Origin of the sequence: Curtobacterium sp. 179-B 9B NHS, assembly GCF_045370965.1 — a bacterium.
In the GTDB taxonomy this organism is placed as follows: domain Bacteria; phylum Actinomycetota; class Actinomycetes; order Actinomycetales; family Microbacteriaceae; genus Curtobacterium.
In genome coordinates, this window is record NZ_JBIQDQ010000001.1 from 263,810 (window position 1) to 279,202 (window position 15,393).

At 62.2% G+C, this 15,393-nt stretch carries 19 protein-coding genes; 9 read left to right on the forward strand and 10 right to left on the reverse strand.

Annotation, left to right across the window (positions count from 1 at the left end):
* Positions 1 to 315 precede the first annotated feature (315 nt).
* The 4 genes from ACH0A8_RS01210 (at position 316) to ACH0A8_RS01225 (ending at position 5,607) form a co-directional block, all read left to right on the forward strand.
* Positions 316 to 2,118 (forward strand): hypothetical protein, encoded by a 1,803-nt coding sequence (locus tag ACH0A8_RS01210; protein ID WP_146245236.1) that lies wholly within the window; start codon positions 316 to 318, stop codon positions 2,116 to 2,118.
* Positions 2,119 to 2,261: 143 nt separating this feature from the next.
* On the forward strand, positions 2,262 to 3,875 hold the full coding sequence (locus tag ACH0A8_RS01215) for a hypothetical protein (RefSeq protein ID WP_111106878.1): 1,614 nt from the start codon (positions 2,262 to 2,264) through the stop codon (positions 3,873 to 3,875).
* Positions 3,876 to 4,566: 691 nt separating this feature from the next.
* The gene (locus ACH0A8_RS01220; RefSeq protein ID WP_111106947.1) at positions 4,567 to 4,944 is read left to right on the forward strand and encodes a co-chaperone YbbN; all 378 of its coding nucleotides are present in this window, start codon (positions 4,567 to 4,569) and stop codon (positions 4,942 to 4,944) included.
* A gap of 162 nt (positions 4,945 to 5,106) precedes the next feature.
* The gene (locus tag ACH0A8_RS01225; RefSeq protein ID WP_406906183.1) at positions 5,107 to 5,607 is read left to right on the forward strand and encodes a hypothetical protein; all 501 of its coding nucleotides are present in this window, start codon (positions 5,107 to 5,109) and stop codon (positions 5,605 to 5,607) included.
* Between the two features lie 353 nt (positions 5,608 to 5,960).
* Here ACH0A8_RS01225 and msrA (ACH0A8_RS01230) read toward each other — a convergent pair whose 3' ends face one another.
* The 6 genes from msrA (ACH0A8_RS01230) to msrB (ACH0A8_RS01255) all read right to left on the reverse strand — a co-directional run bounded on the left by msrA (ACH0A8_RS01230) (position 5,961) and on the right by msrB (ACH0A8_RS01255) (position 9,119).
* Positions 5,961 to 6,530 carry a peptide-methionine (S)-S-oxide reductase MsrA gene (msrA, locus tag ACH0A8_RS01230; protein ID WP_111106881.1) on the reverse strand — a complete coding sequence of 190 codons (570 nt, stop codon included), beginning with the start codon at positions 6,528 to 6,530 and terminating at the stop codon, positions 5,961 to 5,963.
* Positions 6,527 to 7,000: a peptide-methionine (R)-S-oxide reductase MsrB gene (gene msrB, locus ACH0A8_RS01235; RefSeq protein ID WP_406906185.1), complete on the reverse strand. Its 474-nt coding sequence runs from the start codon at positions 6,998 to 7,000 to the stop codon at positions 6,527 to 6,529. The genes msrA (ACH0A8_RS01230) and msrB (ACH0A8_RS01235) overlap by 4 nt, the downstream gene beginning before the upstream one ends.
* A 151-nt stretch (positions 7,001 to 7,151) precedes the next feature.
* Positions 7,152 to 7,634: a carboxymuconolactone decarboxylase family protein gene (locus tag ACH0A8_RS01240; protein ID WP_111106882.1), complete on the reverse strand. Its 483-nt coding sequence runs from the start codon at positions 7,632 to 7,634 to the stop codon at positions 7,152 to 7,154.
* A 12-nt stretch (positions 7,635 to 7,646) separates the two neighbouring features.
* A complete protein-coding gene (locus ACH0A8_RS01245) occupies positions 7,647 to 8,018 on the reverse strand; it encodes a GNAT family N-acetyltransferase (protein WP_181437025.1) in 372 nt (123 codons plus the stop codon).
* A gap of 70 nt (positions 8,019 to 8,088) precedes the next feature.
* Positions 8,089 to 8,649 carry a peptide-methionine (S)-S-oxide reductase MsrA gene (gene msrA / locus ACH0A8_RS01250; protein WP_111106884.1) on the reverse strand — a complete coding sequence of 187 codons (561 nt, stop codon included), beginning with the start codon at positions 8,647 to 8,649 and terminating at the stop codon, positions 8,089 to 8,091.
* Positions 8,646 to 9,119 carry a peptide-methionine (R)-S-oxide reductase MsrB gene (gene msrB / locus ACH0A8_RS01255; protein ID WP_111106885.1) on the reverse strand — a complete coding sequence of 158 codons (474 nt, stop codon included), beginning with the start codon at positions 9,117 to 9,119 and terminating at the stop codon, positions 8,646 to 8,648. Before msrB (ACH0A8_RS01255) ends, msrA (ACH0A8_RS01250) begins: the two co-directional genes overlap by 4 nt.
* 255 nt (positions 9,120 to 9,374) lie before the next feature.
* On the opposite strand from msrB (ACH0A8_RS01255), the gene ACH0A8_RS01260 reads away from it, so the two are divergent.
* The gene (locus ACH0A8_RS01260; RefSeq protein WP_181437026.1) at positions 9,375 to 9,746 is read left to right on the forward strand and encodes a GNAT family N-acetyltransferase; all 372 of its coding nucleotides are present in this window, start codon (positions 9,375 to 9,377) and stop codon (positions 9,744 to 9,746) included.
* A 4-nt stretch (positions 9,747 to 9,750) separates the two neighbouring features.
* Complete coding sequence (locus tag ACH0A8_RS01265) at positions 9,751 to 10,272, forward strand: carboxymuconolactone decarboxylase family protein (protein ID WP_111106887.1); 522 nt, start codon at positions 9,751 to 9,753, stop codon at positions 10,270 to 10,272.
* A gap of 43 nt (positions 10,273 to 10,315) precedes the next feature.
* On the opposite strand, the gene ACH0A8_RS01270 is transcribed toward ACH0A8_RS01265, so the two are convergent.
* Positions 10,316 to 10,948: a TetR/AcrR family transcriptional regulator gene (locus ACH0A8_RS01270; protein WP_258374093.1), complete on the reverse strand. Its 633-nt coding sequence runs from the start codon at positions 10,946 to 10,948 to the stop codon at positions 10,316 to 10,318.
* A 279-nt stretch (positions 10,949 to 11,227) separates the two neighbouring features.
* Here ACH0A8_RS01270 and ACH0A8_RS01275 point away from each other — a divergent pair, with 279 nt between their 5' ends.
* On the forward strand, positions 11,228 to 12,232 hold the full coding sequence (locus tag ACH0A8_RS01275; RefSeq protein ID WP_111106889.1) for a CorA family divalent cation transporter: 1,005 nt from the start codon (positions 11,228 to 11,230) through the stop codon (positions 12,230 to 12,232).
* Between the two features lie 98 nt (positions 12,233 to 12,330).
* Here ACH0A8_RS01275 and ACH0A8_RS01280 read toward each other — a convergent pair whose 3' ends face one another.
* Positions 12,331 to 13,026: an RraA family protein gene (locus ACH0A8_RS01280; RefSeq protein WP_111106890.1), complete on the reverse strand. Its 696-nt coding sequence runs from the start codon at positions 13,024 to 13,026 to the stop codon at positions 12,331 to 12,333.
* A gap of 350 nt (positions 13,027 to 13,376) precedes the next feature.
* Here ACH0A8_RS01280 and ACH0A8_RS01285 point away from each other — a divergent pair, with 350 nt between their 5' ends.
* Positions 13,377 to 13,802: an anthrone oxygenase family protein gene (locus tag ACH0A8_RS01285; protein WP_406906190.1), complete on the forward strand. Its 426-nt coding sequence runs from the start codon at positions 13,377 to 13,379 to the stop codon at positions 13,800 to 13,802.
* Here ACH0A8_RS01285 and msrA (ACH0A8_RS01290) read toward each other — a convergent pair.
* Positions 13,726 to 14,277, reverse strand: a complete 552-nt coding sequence (gene msrA / locus ACH0A8_RS01290) for a peptide-methionine (S)-S-oxide reductase MsrA (protein WP_111106891.1) — start codon at positions 14,275 to 14,277, stop codon at positions 13,726 to 13,728. The genes ACH0A8_RS01285 and msrA (ACH0A8_RS01290) overlap by 77 nt on opposite strands.
* On the reverse strand, positions 14,274 to 14,765 hold the full coding sequence (msrB, locus tag ACH0A8_RS01295; RefSeq protein ID WP_111106892.1) for a peptide-methionine (R)-S-oxide reductase MsrB: 492 nt from the start codon (positions 14,763 to 14,765) through the stop codon (positions 14,274 to 14,276). The genes msrA (ACH0A8_RS01290) and msrB (ACH0A8_RS01295) overlap by 4 nt, the downstream gene beginning before the upstream one ends.
* 124 nt (positions 14,766 to 14,889) lie before the next feature.
* Here msrB (ACH0A8_RS01295) and ACH0A8_RS01300 point away from each other — a divergent pair, with 124 nt between their 5' ends.
* Positions 14,890 to 15,147 carry a hypothetical protein gene (locus ACH0A8_RS01300; protein WP_146245238.1) on the forward strand — a complete coding sequence of 86 codons (258 nt, stop codon included), beginning with the start codon at positions 14,890 to 14,892 and terminating at the stop codon, positions 15,145 to 15,147.
* Positions 15,148 to 15,393 lie beyond the last annotated feature (246 nt).

The window sequence follows — 15,393 nt, forward strand, 5'->3', positions numbered from 1 at the left end:
GGCTTGAGATCGTGCCGACCCGCAAAACGCGGTATTGCAGAAATGGTCATCTCTGCGAGACACGCAAAGCGGCGGAGCCGGGTCACAGGCGAACGCCGCCGTGTCCCGTGACTTGTGAAGGGAGAGGCACAATAGTTCTTAGAGATCGCCACGGGCCCGAGGGGACGCTGGCGGCCCTCGACAACTGAGCCCATAAGCCGGTAAACGGGGGTTTCATCCGAGAAGACACGTCCTAGGCCGTGGTGCCGATACGGTGGACGCAACGCGTGAACATGTTCGCGTACTTATCAGACCTTCATGGGCAACGGGGAGATCGTGGCAGAAGAGAACACCCCGCGATTGCGCGTGCACGAGTTCGCGAGCCGGAGCGGCGTCAAGACCCGCGATGTCCTCCAAGCCTTGGCGGACATGAACGAGTATGTACGCTCGCCATCAAGTGTCTTGCCTCCGCCGGTCGTGCGGCGATTAGGAGTGGCGCTCGGTGTTGATCCCACGCTCTTGGTCGACGAACCTGTCGCTCGCACGCCACCCGTGGAAGCGGTACGCGAGACGGAGGCGTTCTCCAATGACTACGGATGGCATTCGGGGGCTGTTAAAGCGCCCCGGAGCGTTGCGCTGCAACGCGAGCTCGAAGCCGTTGAGGCGAGATATCCGGCGCTGGTGGAACATCGGCGCCAGCTCGCATCCATGGGGTCTCAGGTCATCAGAGCATCACTGATCAAGGGCGGCCCGTTGAGCGGTGGCGCGAACCTCCGCATCCGGTTCAGCGAAGCCATCGAGTCCGCGTTCGGGCTTACCCGCGAGGTGCTCGCGATCTACCTGCCATACGAGGATTTCCAGATGCGCTCCTATGAGGCAGTGCTCCGCCAACTCAAGGACGAACGACACGTCGTGACGCCGGACGTCATCCTTATCTGGACTCCCGACGAGCGTCTTGGAACGAAGCTAGCCGAATGGAGGAATCTGCGTACAGTAGCCATCCCATTCAAGCTGGACAGCGTGAACTCCTTCGGGCTCATAGAACTCCTCCAGAATCACATCCACATCCGCAATCTCTTCGAGGTCACGACCCCCGTGTCGGGCGACACATTCTTCGGCCGTAGAACGGTCCTCCAAAGTCTGCGCGAAGATGTACTAGCCCAACGGGCAGCAGGCATCTTTGGACTCCGAAAAGCGGGAAAGACCAGCATTCTTCTGGAGCTTTCGGATGAGCTGCGTGCGGACGGCGTGCTGCCCGTTCTCATCGATCTTGAGGCGCTACCGTCCCCGCCAGTTGACCCGACCGACGATCTGCTCGCTCTGTTGCGCCTGCGCATGATGGAAGCGCTGAAGGGTCAAGAACTACGCGTGAAGGAACTGGCGGAGCTTCCGGACTTCCCAAGCACCATGCAGTTCAAGATCGCGGTGCAGAAACTTCTCCGACACCTCGGCTCGAGCGGGACTCGTGTGCTACTGATGCTGGACGAGATCGAGTACGTGACACCGAGCGGAAAAGCTGGGGCGGCGGCTGCTGACCTGCCCCGGGTTGCACAGGTGCTGGCCACGCTTCGAAGCTTGACCCAAGAGTCCGACAACATGTCCCTTCTCCTCGCAGGTCTGACTAGCTCGATTGTGGAGGACGGGACACTTCACGGTAGGCCGAACCCATTCTTTTCCTGGGCACGGAAGGTGTATCTCGGTCCCCTCGAGCGGGATGAAGCGGCAGATCTTGCTCTCTCTCTGGGCCGGCGGATGGGCATATTCATAACGGAAGGCGGGCTGGACGCACTGTACGAGGCCTCAGGTGGGCACGCCTACCTCTATCGCCATCTTGCGTCGACCGTCGTCAAGACGCTCCCAGTCAACTTGACCAATCGGATCATGGCACGCAGGGATGTGCTGAGCGCGCTCAGCGCCTGGAAGTCTGAGGTGCACGCCCACATAGTCGAGATGATCCGGCACGTCGAGGGTTACTACCCCGTTGAATCCGTCCTCTTGGATGCGCTCCGCGCTGCTCCGGATCTGTTCAACGAGTTCGCTGACTCGGAGATCGATGCGACCCGCCACTTGGTGGATCTGGGCCTATTGGAATCCACAGATGGCGGGTACCGTCCCGCTGCGCTGCTGGAGCTATTGTGACTTCGCCGAGTAGCCAGGCACATTGGCCAGGGTGGGCTAACTCAATCGCAGAGCAGACCACTGTTAGCAGTATCGTCTTTCTTCAACTCGGCTCCAGCTACCTCGCGACCGCAGACGTCTTGTCCAGCGCTGGATTCGTTCTCGTGGACGCGGATGCGTTCCTCGACGGTGAAGACGTCGAGGGAAACCTCGTCGTATTGACCGATCTCGACGCCCTCTCGTCACCCGCAAGCGCAGCGCGCATGGGCAAGCTCCGTATGAAAGTGCACGCTGAGGTCAAGGCTGGCCGGCGGTTCGTGCTGCAATCCCGCGCTCCCCGCCTCATCTACGCATCTCGGGGAAGTTTGTTGGCGCAGGACGCGACGTTCGCCACGGGGCCGTCCCGCAGCTCGTGGGCTGATCCACACCACGCGACTCCAGTGTTCGAAGCCGAGCTGGACGAGACCCGGCCCTTTCGGACGGTGCTGCGGCAAACGCTCACAGAACTTGGCGTATCCGTGTGTGCGCGGCTTGACCGGCTCGTCTACGAATCGGGCAACCCCGCCCCCGGAGTTCATGAGCTGGACGCGACGGAAGTAGAGGCTCTACGAGGGGCTGGCCTCGTCGACAGTGTCGGGGGCTGGCAAGTCGAAGACCTCGCGGCCGTCCTTCGTCGAGAACTCACGGACGTACTCGACGAAGGGCGGGATGGTTCCAGCTACCTCAGCGATGTAGTAGTCGAGTTCGACGCCCTGACCTCAGCGCTTCGCAGGACTGTACGTGCTGCCGCTCGAGCACGCTGGGGTCCCAGCTGGGCGTCGGAGTGCCTACCTGAAGCGGTTGCCCTTGAGGTGGTCAAACGGGCATCCAGCGAATTGGCGCCGATGGTGGAATCGATTGAGGATATTCGGGACGCGCTCGCTTGGTTGAGTGCGAAAGAGCTGCTGGGACTTCGTCGGGAGAGTGCGCTCGGGGGCCTCGGGATGTCTGAGAGCATGTGGAAGGCGGCCGAACGAGAACTAGCGGCAGTCGAAGATCGGCTTCGTTTCTTTGGGCATCTCACACGTCAGGACGAGGCTTGCGTAAAGAAGTGGAGCGGTTGGTTGGGCCAAAAGCTCTCACACACGAGTCACCTCAGCCCTGATAGCGGGCTCGCCATCGAGTCGGCCAATGAAGGGGCACTGCTCCGTCAGATCAGAGATGGCCTGCTCCACAACCCCGCCTTCTCTACGGCGTCGGGAGCCGCGTTCATGCAGCTCGTGACTTCGACTCTGCGCTTCCTGAGGCTCGCTGCGGACCACCGCGCCCCGTACACACGTCCGTTCCCTAAGGGGAAAGCGCCGTTAGAAGCAGCGCTGCAGGAGCACTACTTCTGGTACCTCGGTGCGACGGGCCTAGGAGACAGTACGTTCATGGAAGTGCCTAACATCTCCACTGGGCGCGTGGATGTGCTCGTGGTGGGGGAGGGTGGCAAGCGCTTCGTCACCGAGGTCAAACGGGAGCTGAGCGACGCGTCATTTCCAGCGATTGCGGATGCGTACTTCGGTCAGGCAGCGGACTATCACGTCAACAGCGATCCACTCGGTCAGCTGCTTGTTTTAGACCTTACCGATCACTCAGAGGGAGTGCCGGCGGTCGCGAATTCCATCAGCGTGGAAACGCGCGACGTAGGTGGGAGCTTGCGATCCATTGTGATTTACGTAGTCCGCGGCAATCGACCCGAACCGAGCGCGACCAAATCCCCGCGTCCGGTGCAGTCGGGTCCGGAAAACGAATAGGCGCAAGGTAAAGGTTCGACCTAGAGGCTCCGGGCACGCTGTCGGACCTGGGGCGCTCGTTCCACGGCACGCTCCGCAACGGCGTGCTCGTCTACGTGGAGCGCGACCCGCCACAGACGCCGCATTGCATCTCACCCTCACCAAGGAGCGGCTCATCCGCCTCGCCGGCGGAGGCCTCGACGCCGAGGGCCTGGACGTGCGCGGCGACCTCGGCGTCCTGAAGCAGTTGCTCAGGGTGCTGAGCCCCGGGAGACCCGGCGTTCGAGATCGTGCTGCCGTGAGGACGCGGCAGAAAGGCCAGCGAAGCAGAAGCTGACACGCACGCAGTGTCCGTCGCGGTCGCGACCGTCATCCCCTCACGGATTCCGACAGTTGGCTGGCGACGGGAGCGGACCGTCGTCGTGCCCCTACCAAGCCCGGCCACGCGGGACACACCGACGGGCTTTCGCGCGGGCAATGGCTCAGCAAACCACGCTGTCCGACGGCTCGCGGCGAGCCCGCCACTACGTGCCGCAGGCCTGTCCAAGACACCGCGATGGTTGGGAACTGTCCGCCGCAGGGTCGAGCCCCAGGGCATGCGCGCGAGCAGATGTCGGTTGGTAGCTAAGCCTTGCGCCCTAGGACGTTATCGAGGAGGATAACCTTTGGACTCTTGAGTCCAATCAGGTTGGCCGACCCGAAGGGCTTTATGATGGCGACCGTCGAGGTAACAGACAACAATTTCCGGGAGATCGTAGAACGCGATGGGATCGTCATTCTCGATTTCTGGGCCGAGTGGTGCGGAGCGTGCAGGTCGTTCGCACCTGTGTACGAGGCCGCGTCCGAGAAGCATTCGGACGTTGTGTTTGGCAAGGTGGACGCCGACGCTGCCACTCGGCTTTCAATCTCCACCGGCATCCGCGCGCTGCCCACCGTCGCGGTCTATCGTGATTCGATCCGGGTGTTCTTCCAGGCGGGGGCTCTGCCGAAGCCCGCGCTGGAGGACCTGATCGGGCAGGTCAGGGCGCTGGACATGGATCGGGTCCGCGCGGAGCTTGATGCCCATGGTTCTGGCCACGTCCATTCATAGCCGTAGATGGCCGGCACAGCGTTGCGCCGGCTGACGTGTAGTGAAGGAGGATGCACTTGGAGGTCTCGACGATCAGTGCTGATCAACTAGCGGGCTTGAGCGGTACCGTCTCAATGGGCGGCCTCATACAGGGGACGTCAATGCTTCGTCCGGGACGCTGCCATGTCTGAGGTGAAATCTCCGATCCGGATCGGAGACGACGCGGCCTTGCTTGAACTTGTGCCGTCTACGTCGGGTGTGCCGACAGCCGAAGACCAGCGGATGGTATTGGCTGCATACCATGTCTCAGGAAAGCTGGGCTATCGCGCCCGGAGGTCCGAGGCCGCACGGATTCGAGATGAAGTTGTTGCGTCGTTGCGCGAGGTCCAACCCCGCACGGTGGTCGCGGTTTTCGGGGGCTCCCACGGGGCGTCTCGACGACGTGTCGATCGTATGGCGCGCCGGATCACCCGTGGCGTCAGCGTGATCGCGACGAACACGGTCGGTTCCGATACGACGGTGATCGGCCTTGTGATTATGTCTGGCCAGGAGCGAGATCTCGCCGCGACGTGCGTGCGGCACGTCGCAACGGAGCCGCCAGCGAGGGGCGACGGACTCGTCTTCCACGCTGCCGATCTCCGCCGCGCGAACATCTACGAACTCATCGAAGAGGCGGTCGTCTGAGGCCGCCCACATGCAGTTCGAGCCGCGGACCGTGAGAGGTTCAAGCGATGAAGAAGGGCGACAATATCCTTGCGCGGGACATCCCCTGCGCGTGACAAGAATCCCCGTGAGTTGCGGTGAACAGTCGTAGCCGCCCATGTAACCGGGATGAGGTTCCGCAACGATAGTTACGTAGCCAACCGCCGCTATGACGTGCCTACTCCCGCCGATATGCTCGTCCAGCAATTTGGCGAATCGACCGACGATAAGGGTTGTTGAAGCATCGCGCCGAGGCCCCTCAGGTCAGCGAGAACACTCAAAACCGCAGAGGAGGGCGTGCTCAGCAACTGAGCACGCCCTCTGCCATTCATTGATCAGCTTGTCGTCGCGCGCGCCGGCCGGGCCGAGCGGGTCGACAGCACCCATTCTGGGCGCTCATAGTGGCACGTGTACCCGTTCGGATAACGCTCCAGATAGTCCTGATGCTCAGGCTCCGCTTCCCAGAACGGACCTGCCGACTCGATAGTGGTGACTACTCTGCCCGGCCACGCGCCTGAAGCGTTCACGTCCGCAATAGTGTCGCGGGCGATCTGCGCCTGCTCCGGTGTGAGTGGGAAGATCGTGGAACGGTAGCTCAGACCGACATCGTTACCCTGCCGGGTGGGTGTCGTCGGGTCATGGATCTGGAAGAAGTACTCCAGGATGTCTCGATAGGTCGTTTTGGCCGGGTCGAAGACGACCTCCAGAGCTTCGGCGTGACCCGGATGGTCTCGATACGTGGCGTGGCTGTTCCGACCGCCGGTGTAACCGACACGCGTCTGCAGCACACCGGGCCGGCGACGAATGAGCTGCTGCATGCCCCAAAAACATCCGCCGGCGATGACAGCTGTCTCAGTGCCCGGCGTGCTGGTGATCTGTCCGGTGTCCTGAATGCCGCTGGTCATGATGCGTTCTCCTCAGTTGTGTCAGTAGTGTCGAACAGCGAGCGATACTCGCCGTACCCCTCGGCATCGAGTTCGGCCACGGGGATGAAGCGGAGGGCTGCGGAATTCATGCAGTAGCGCAGGCCCCCAGCCTCGGCGGGGCCGTCATCGAACACGTGCCCCAGATGGCTGTCGGCACCGCTGGAGCGGGCCTCAGTCCGCTCCATCCAGAGCGTTCTGTCCGTCTTGGTCCGGACGGCATCCGGCTGGATAGGCCTGGTGAAGCTCGGCCATCCGGTACCGCTTTCGTACTTGTCGGTGGAAGAGAACAGGGGCTGACCCGAGACGACATCGACGTAGATGCCGGGCTCGTGGTTGCTCCAGTACTCATTGCGGAACGACGGCTCGGTGCCGTCCTCCTGTGTGACGCGGTACTGCAGTGGGGTGAGGCGGCTGAGCGCCTCGGGAGTCTTGCGATAGTCGTTGGACACGATTCCTCCTGTTCGGACGCCGCTGGCGTGCGGTGTCACTAGATGGAACGCATCAGTTGGACCATTTGGTCCCATTATCCTGAGAGCCGGCTGTGACTTCAGCCCCGTTCCTTGTTCGCGCTGCTTACGTGCTCTGTCTCGGACCAGGACCTCAGGAGAGGTGCCCGTCGGCGTCGCGGGCGCGCACCGGATGTTCGCTCAAGATTGAGATTCTGTTGAAGAGGTTGATGGACGTTGCTACCCATTCGGCGCTGACGAAGCTTACCTCCCCTAGGGCGTGCCGGGCAGCGATGAGGTCCGCTTTGCTGTTCTCGCTCAGCGGCACGGCTGTCGCTGTCTCAGCGACAGCGAGCAGGGCTGTTTCCCGGCTGGTGAACAGTGTCGTTTCTCGCCACGCAGGTAGCAGGTCCAGCTTCTGCTGGGGCACGCCGTGCTTTCGAGCTTGACGTGAGTGCAGATCCAGGCAGAACACGCATCCGTTGAGTTGGGATACGCGCACTTTGATGATCTCGCTCTCGGCGAGAGTCAACCCGCTGGCGGTTGCACTGGAGATGGCAGTTGCGAACTCGCCCGCCGCTTTCCACGCATCGGGCAGAGCTTTGTCCATGTAAGGAAGATCTTCAGCGTGCATCATCACGCCGATGCCTCAGTGACGGCGTCCATGCTGACGCGAACTCGCATTGCCCGGGAAGGCAGGGTCGACGATGTCTGCGTACTCCGGGTGTGTCTTCACGAACGCCGTGGCGAAGGGGCACGTCAGAGTCACGGTTCGTCCCTGTGAGCGGAGCATATCGAGGACTCCACCAAGTAGTTTGCCTGCGATTCCGTGTCCGCGGAACTCGGGGAAGACGGAAGTCGCCAGAAGTGTGACTCGCGTCCCTGTTTCCTGGTAAAGGAGTCCTGCTGCCGCACGACCCTCGACCGTGTACTCGTACACGGCGGCCTCCTTATTGTCGGTGATGCTGAATGGTTCCGCATCGAGTTCGGCTGACGCAGTCGCTACGAGTTCCTCCGTCATTCGATCAGTGTCCGTGAGCGTGATCATTCGCGGTTGATTCGAGTCCATGTGTCCTGCCTGTGTCTTGTTGTCACGCCTGTGGGTTCTCCTCAGGGCGCCTGGGTAGCACCCATTCGGCGCGTTCGAAGTGGCAGGTGTAGCCATGGGGGTAGGTGACCAGATAGTCCTGATGCTCGGGCTCGGCTTCCCAGAATGCGTCGGCAGGTTCGATGGTGGTGACGGCCGGGCCTGGCCAGAGTCCTGATGCGTCAACGTCTGCGACTGTGTCTCGCGCGATCTGCTCCTGACGCATCGAGATGGGGAAGATCGCGGAGCGATAGCTGCTGCCGTAATCGTTGCCTTGGCTGTTCAGCGTTGTGGGGTCGTGCACCTGGAAGAAGTAGGCGAGTACCTCGCGATATGTCGTGACGGTCGGATCGAACTCGATCTCGATTGCCTCGGCGTGCCCCGGATGATTGCCGTAGGTTGCGTGGTCGTTCTCGCCGCCGGTGTAGCCGACACGTGTGTTGACCACGCCCGGCTGGTGACGGAACAGGTCCTCCATGCCCCAGAAGCACCCGCCTGCGAGGACAGCCGTCTCGGTGTCCGGGTTGTCGGTTATGTTCCCGGTGTCGTCGACACCGCTGGTCACGCCACGTGGCCCTTCTCTTCAGCGTCGAAGGTGAACAGGGAGCGGTATGCTCCGTACCCCTCCTCCTCGAGCGACGAAACGGGGACGAAGCGGAGGGCCGCCGAGTTCATGCAGTAGCGAAGCCCGCCAGCCTCCTGCGGCCCGTCGGTGAACAGGTGACCGAGATGGCTGTCCGCACCCGCCGAGCGCACTTCGGTGCGTGGTTCGCTTAACTGGAAGTCGGATCTGGTGTCCACAGCATCCCGAGTGATCGGCTTGGTGAAACTCGGCCAGCCCGTTCCACTGTCGTACTTGTCGGTCGACGAGAACAGAGGCTCCCCGGAGACGATGTCGACATAGATACCCGGTTCATCGTTTGCCCAATACTCGTTGTCGAAAGCTGGCTCAGTGCCCTCTTCCTGAGTGACGTAGTGCTGGTGCTCCGTCAGGCGGCTCAGCGCCTCCTTCTTGGCGTGATTCTGCGAGCTCACAGCTCCTCCTCCTCGTTGGGTCCGTCCTCACACCATAGAACATTTTGGGACCCCTGGGTCCAAAAACTGCTATCCGCAGGTATGCTCGACAGACATGAGCCGGTCTGACGAGGCGACGGCAAAGCTAGCTCGGATGCGCGAGAGCCCGGCAACTGCAGGCACTCCGTTGGACTCGAAAGGCCCGGTATGAACGACTCGAACTCCCCGCCTCGGCCCGCCGCTGACGCTACCGATCCGAAGCAGCACAGAGCCCCAGTGATCTCCTCTGAGCAGCGTGCTCTCATTGAAGAGATGGAGAGGACTGCGCCAACGGAAGGACGGTTCTCGATAACGCGTGACGATGCCGCTGGCCTTTTCGTGGCTGCGAAGGATGACGTCGAGTTCGGTGGCGTGCTGTTCGCCGAGAGTGATGGTCAGGTGTTGCTTCTGTCGACATCGATCCTGCCGGCTTTCCGCGGCCAGGGCCTCGCTACCGAACTCACTCGGCGCGTACTCAACCTGCTGCGCGCCGAGGGAAAGAGTGTGACCGTCAGGTGCCCGGTGTTCAGGTCCTTCTTGCAGCACTACCCGGAGTATGAACAGCCTCTGCACGAACGGCCCGAAAGTGATCGGAACGAGGATGGTTAGTCAGATGAACGACTTCGGTCCTGTCCTTGAGACAGTGAGCTTCACGAACACGCGGTTCGACCCCAACCAGACCCGCTTCGGCCACTTGGCGGGCGAAATGGCAGCAGCCTTCGGATACGCGGCGGAACTCGTCGGAGATTCGCGCCTGATGCAACTTCTCAGGCTGCGCGTTGCGCAGCTGAACCCGTGCTCTTACTGCCTCATCTTGCATAGTGAGGTCGCAGCCAAGATCGGGATCTCCTCGGTCGTCATCGCGCACCTACCCTCATGGCGAGAGAGCAGGATGTTCTCCGAACCTGAACGAGCTGCTCTCGGGTACTGCGAAGCACTCACCATTTTCGACCAGGAGAGGTTCGAGACGGCGCATGACGAGCTGCGTGCCTACTTCAATGAGCGGGACGTCGCGGAGATCGCCGCGGTGGTGATTAACATGAACGTGTGGACCCGGCTCAAGCTCGCACAAGGTGCCGTGCCTGTCGCCGCGGATGAAGGAACGCGAAACCGCGCGGAGGACGACTCTGTGTGAGTCTCTTCGTACCCCAGGCGCGGCCCTAGCTGATGTCGCCCGCTCAGGCCGGCGCCTCGAAGGCTTTGACCTGGGCCAACGCTGCGTCGAGAGCGGCACGCATGGGATAGACATCCCGCGTAGCTTTGGCTAGCAGGTAGCCACCTTGCATGGCGGCCAGCAGAGTATTCGCGAGCGCCCGGGAGTCTGCTTCAGCCTGAAGAACACCGTGGGTCTTGAGCCGGTCAAGTGCCTTCCCTAGCACCTCGAGCCACTCGTCGAAGTGCGCAGCGATAGCGCGTCGTGCATCCTCGTCGTGATCGGCAAGCTCGTTCGCAATCGAACCAAGCGGGCAACCGTACGCGCCGTGACGGATCGCGTTGCGGTCGACGAGCTCGTCCCGCCACAGCTCGAACCCTCGAAGCGAGACGACTTTGTCGAGCCTGCTCCGCTGCTGCGCGAGCAGACTTTCGGCCCGAACATCGATAACCGTCCGAACGAGATCCCGCTTGTCGGGGAAGTGCTGGTAGAGCTGAGACTTGGACGTGGCGCTGGCGATACGCACGTCGCTCAGCGTGGTAGCGGCCACACCGCGCTCGCTGATCAAAGCATCTGCCGCCTCGATGATGCGCACCTTCGTCGCCGCCCCGCGCGCCGTCAAGCGGCGTTGGGGCCGTGGTTGGCCGCTGTTGCTCACATGAACCAGGATATCCCGCTCGCACCGTACTCGACTGGAACGCTACGGACCGCTGCTAGCGGGCATTCGGGGGATCGAGGCGGGCCGCTGGCCGAGCTCGCATGGCGCGCCGCCCTTACCGAGACGAGCGCATCCCGTGCGTTCGTGGTCTCCAGATCTGGTCCGATCCAGAAACTCGTGGACCAGCATGTCCAGAAGTGACATGAGCAGCGCGCGCAGATAGACACTTCTTGTCTCAGATAATCGGACCCCCTAGTCCATCCGCGCTATGCTCGGGCGATGACTACGGAACTGTCTGGAAACGTGCATCAGGAAGAGCCGAAGGGTTCGGCCCCGCGTGAAGCCGCCACGCTTCGAGCCTCGATCAGCGACGCAACGCCCCTGCAGGAACTACAGGCGCTCATCAGTGGAACGTCGTCGTCGGGCGTCATCGGCTGCAGCTGCGGCCTTGACCATTCCCTGGACCAACTGGCCGTCGAGTTCGACTTTCCCGAGGCATTGCGTGAGAGCTTGTTGATGGCAGGAACGCGTCCGAAGCTCGAAATTCACGGGAAGTCGTACCTGCTCCGCATCACGCGTGCATCCTTCGTCTCCAATGAAGTCGTGATCGCGCCGGTCCAGGTGGTGTGCCACGGACAGTGGATGGTCGTCTTCGAGGATCCGCACGAGGCTGCGACCGCGTGGCATCCGACTTCCACTGCCCCCGAGGGGGCAGGAATCGCGGGCGACACGAGCGGGGTACTGTCCGGCCTCATCGATGCGTCGGTCCAGTCCCATCGCCACGCAATCGACATGATCGAAGACGCGATGATCGATAGCGAAGCGCACGTTTTCAATCGCGAGGGCGAGGGAGTGGAAAGCGTCTACCGTCTCGGACAGCAGGTGACCACGCTCAAGGCTTCACTAACGACCCTGGCGCGGTTCATCAGACAGATCCCGCCGCCCGACGCGATGAACGACCATGACTGGGGCGCAATCATCGTCGGTCATTCAAACGAGGTGGCCGATATTCTCACGCACGTCGTCGACATACATGCGCAACTGACCCAGCTGGTCGCTGTCAACACCGCTCTGATCGCGCGGCGCCAGAACGACGACATGAAGAGAATATCCGCATGGGCGGCGATCCTTTTCGCGCCAACGCTTGTCGGTGCTATTTACGGCATGAACTTCGCCGTGATGCCTGAGCTTGAGTGGACTTTCGGATATCCTCTTGCCATCGGAGCCATGTTCGCCATCGGCGTGATTCTCTTTGTCATCTTCCGTCGTCAGCGGTGGCTGTGATCCGCCCCGAGGCAGGAGCGCATCTCCGCTGGTACTGCGGGTGATGACCTGATCGAAGTACGAGGCGTCGGGCCGATCCCGGGGCGACTCCGGCTGACTCAGCGCTCGGTTCCGTCGGCGATCCCACCCACTTCCTCCAGGGCTATCGCGGCGCGATGAGAGGAATCATCCCGCCGAATCTGATGAGCGTCCTCGAGAACTCGATCAATGTCTGACTCGGGAATGAAGACAGCGCCGGAAGCGTCGCAGAATACGTACTGACCAGGATGCACACCTACCCCACCGATAACAACGGGGACGTTCGTCTGATAGGGCGTCACGTCACCGCCACCCCATGCGATGGCTTCAGCTGAGCACCAGGCCGCGTAAGGCTCGTCGGCCAGCTCGCCGAAATCGCGCAATCGACCATCAGTCAGAACCCCGGCAAGTCCGGCATTCGCGAGCCGAGAAAGCTTGGTTCCTCCTGCAAGGGAAGTGTCGGTGTAGCCGTTGCTCGCCATGACGAGGACAGTGTTTTCAAGCGCTGTCTGCGCACCGGCCACCGCCTGATGGAACAGGCGTCCGAAATTGTAGTGGGCGGGATCCAGAGCCGCAGCGCACGACGGGAAGAACGAGATCGTGATAACTCGTCCGAACAGTTTTCGGTCGGGAGTGGGGCTCACAAGCCCCGTGATATGGGCTCGGTGTCCATGCAGCCTGCCCAAAGCGTCGGTGATGTCGGCGCTTGTGAGCTCCGCCGACAAGCCCACGCGTCGTGCATCGGCCGCTTCCGATTTGATAACTGCGTCGCCCATGGTTGTTCCTCCAGGTCGGTTGTGCGCCGGTCGCGTGGGGCTCTTCCGATCCCCGTTGGCGGCGTCCTATCGTCAGCCAATGCCGAGGCATCACCCGAGCGAAGGCTTTCCGGCGGGTCTATCCACCGTAGGGCATGTTGGACCCCAAAGACCATATGACGAGTGGCTCCGCCAAAATGATCAAGAAGAGCTCAAACTCGGTCTGGGCCGCACCAATGACGAGACATTCGTGACGTCGATGCGGTCGATCAACCGCGTGGTGGTAAACCCGTTGTTCCTGCTGCCGATCTTCTTGCCCCGGTGATCCTCGGTGGGCGGGGCTGCTCGATCAGAGTCAGCCCCGCTGATGGATGCTCGTCACCAGCGGTGTCGTCTTCTTTGCCGGAGCGACCCTCGTCACGGTCGCCGGCAACGTCCCGTTGAACACCGCGTTGGATGACTCGACGTCGGCTGCGACGGGGGCACGCGCTGCATTCGAGCGTCGATGGAACGTGCTGAATGGGGTACGCTCGGCGTCATCGTCGGCTCGGTACGCCCGCTCGAGGAGGCGGCGGACGCATTCCAGAGGCGAGCACGCATGCAGGGAAAGGTCATCATCCGCGTTGCGGATGATGACCTTTCGGGGTGACCCTCGTCCGAGGAGTGGAGACCGGGGCGCCCAGGGGTGTGGGGGGGGCTGGGCGCCCCGGGGCTTTGTGATCAGGCAGACGCTGTCCGCTTGGGCAGCACCCATTCCGGGCGCACGAAGTGGCAGGTGTAGCCATTCGGGTAGGTGATCAGGTAGTCCTGATGTTCGGGCTCCGCCTCCCAGAACGGCCCGGCCCGCTCGATGGTCGTCACCGCATCGCCGGGCCAGAGCCCCGAGGCGTTCACGTCCGCAATGGTTTCCCGTGCGACCTCTTCCTGCTCTGAGGTGAGAGGGAAGATGGCAGAACGGTAGCTGGAGCCGAAGTCGTTGCCCTGGCTGTTCAGCGTCGTCGGGTCATGCACCTGGAAGAAGAACGCCAGGATGTCCCGATACGTCGTCTCCGTCGCGTCGAAGACGATCTCAACCGCCTCCGCGTGTCCGGGGTGGTTGCGGTACGTCGCGTGGTCGTTCTCGCCGCCGGTATAGCCCACGCGGGTGTCGAGCACACCGGGCTGTCGGCGGATGAGGTCTTCCAGCCCCCAGAAGCAGCCGCCGGCGAGGACGGCAGTCTCTGTCCCTGGGGTGCGGGTGACCTCGCCGGTGTCATCGATTCCACTGGTCATGATGCCTCCTCCTGAATGGGGGTTTCGTTGCTCGCGGCGTTCGAAGCCTCGAACAGGCCCTTGTACTGGCCGTAGCCCTGCGCGTCCAGCTCGCTGACGGGAACGAATCGGAGGGCCGCGGAGTTCATGCAGTAGCGCTCCCCGCCCTTGGCGGTGGGGCCGTCGCCGAAGATGTGGCCAAGATGGCTGTCCGCGCCACTCGAACGAGCTTCAATGCGCACCATGCCGTGAGACCTGTCGGTGACGCTGACCACCGCCTTGGGACTGATGGGTCGGGTGAAGCTCGGCCATCCCGTGCCGCTGTCGTACTTGTCCGTAGACGAGAACAGGGGCTGACCGGAGACCACGTCGACGTAGATGCCGGGCTCGTGATGGTCCCAATATTCGTTCCCGAACGCGGGCTCTGTCGCCGACTCTTGAGTGACGCGGCGCTGGCGTTCGGTGAGACGGCTGATGGCCTCGGGGGTCTTGCTGTACTCGGTTGACATTGTGCTCTCCTTAGTAACTGTGGCTACCGAAGCCACAAGATGGGGAAAAGTTGCTGGTGCTGTGCCGACTCCGCTGACTGTGGGGAACTCATGTCGCGCGCCACGGGTCGCGTGGCAACAGGTCATGCGCCGCAACAGCAGCGACAAGACCCTGCAGTATTTGTCCGCAGGGCCGACAGTTGACGAAATGATCAGCGGTTCTGGGGCTCCTGGACGGAGCATCTACTCCCGCGCGAAGCTCGTCGACGTACACATTCACCACGGACTGAGCGGCAACGCACGCGAGGCCGCGATGATCTGCGGCCAGCGAACGACGCCTCATCCCACGCTTCGCCATCGCCTTCTTCCCTTCCGCCGGATTTTGCTGTCCATCTATCCATGAGCGACGCTGAGGCTGAGAACCTTACGCGCTGATCTGCCGGCACTCATACTGGACGAAACAATCCCATATGGAGTAGGAAGGGACCGGGTCCCGTAATCCGATTGCGTCTCGAAGCTGTGGCGCCGGCCCGTACAGGACCACCGAGGAACTGGAGCAAGCGTGTCGCAGAATCAAGAGCCACCCGCGGAAGGAATTCGAGACGGCGATCCCATTGGGATGGACGCCCTTGCCGGCGCTCTGACGCGT

What these genes read in the sequence shown, in the direction of transcription:
- ACH0A8_RS01220 (WP_111106947.1), top strand. Translation starts at nt 4,567, where the DNA reads ATGGCGACCGTCGAGGTAACAGACAACAATTTCCGGGAGATCGTAGAA.
- ACH0A8_RS01225 (WP_406906183.1), top strand. Translation starts at nt 5,107, where the DNA reads ATGTCTGAGGTGAAATCTCCGATCCGGATCGGAGACGACGCGGCCTTG.
- msrA (WP_111106881.1), bottom strand. Translation starts at nt 6,530, where the DNA reads ATGACCAGCGGCATTCAGGACACCGGACAGATCACCAGCACGCCGGGC.
- ACH0A8_RS01240 (WP_111106882.1), bottom strand. Translation starts at nt 7,634, where the DNA reads ATGATGCACGCTGAAGATCTTCCTTACATGGACAAAGCTCTGCCCGAT.
- ACH0A8_RS01245 (WP_181437025.1), bottom strand. Translation starts at nt 8,018, where the DNA reads ATGACGGAGGAACTCGTAGCGACTGCGTCAGCCGAACTCGATGCGGAA.
- ACH0A8_RS01265 (WP_111106887.1), top strand. Translation starts at nt 9,751, where the DNA reads ATGAACGACTTCGGTCCTGTCCTTGAGACAGTGAGCTTCACGAACACG.
- ACH0A8_RS01275 (WP_111106889.1), top strand. Translation starts at nt 11,228, where the DNA reads ATGACTACGGAACTGTCTGGAAACGTGCATCAGGAAGAGCCGAAGGGT.
- ACH0A8_RS01280 (WP_111106890.1), bottom strand. Translation starts at nt 13,026, where the DNA reads ATGGGCGACGCAGTTATCAAATCGGAAGCGGCCGATGCACGACGCGTG.
- ACH0A8_RS01285 (WP_406906190.1), top strand. Translation starts at nt 13,377, where the DNA reads ATGCTCGTCACCAGCGGTGTCGTCTTCTTTGCCGGAGCGACCCTCGTC.
- msrA (WP_111106891.1), bottom strand. Translation starts at nt 14,277, where the DNA reads ATGACCAGTGGAATCGATGACACCGGCGAGGTCACCCGCACCCCAGGG.
- msrB (WP_111106892.1), bottom strand. Translation starts at nt 14,765, where the DNA reads ATGTCAACCGAGTACAGCAAGACCCCCGAGGCCATCAGCCGTCTCACC.
- ACH0A8_RS01300 (WP_146245238.1), top strand. Translation starts at nt 14,890, where the DNA reads ATGCGCCGCAACAGCAGCGACAAGACCCTGCAGTATTTGTCCGCAGGG.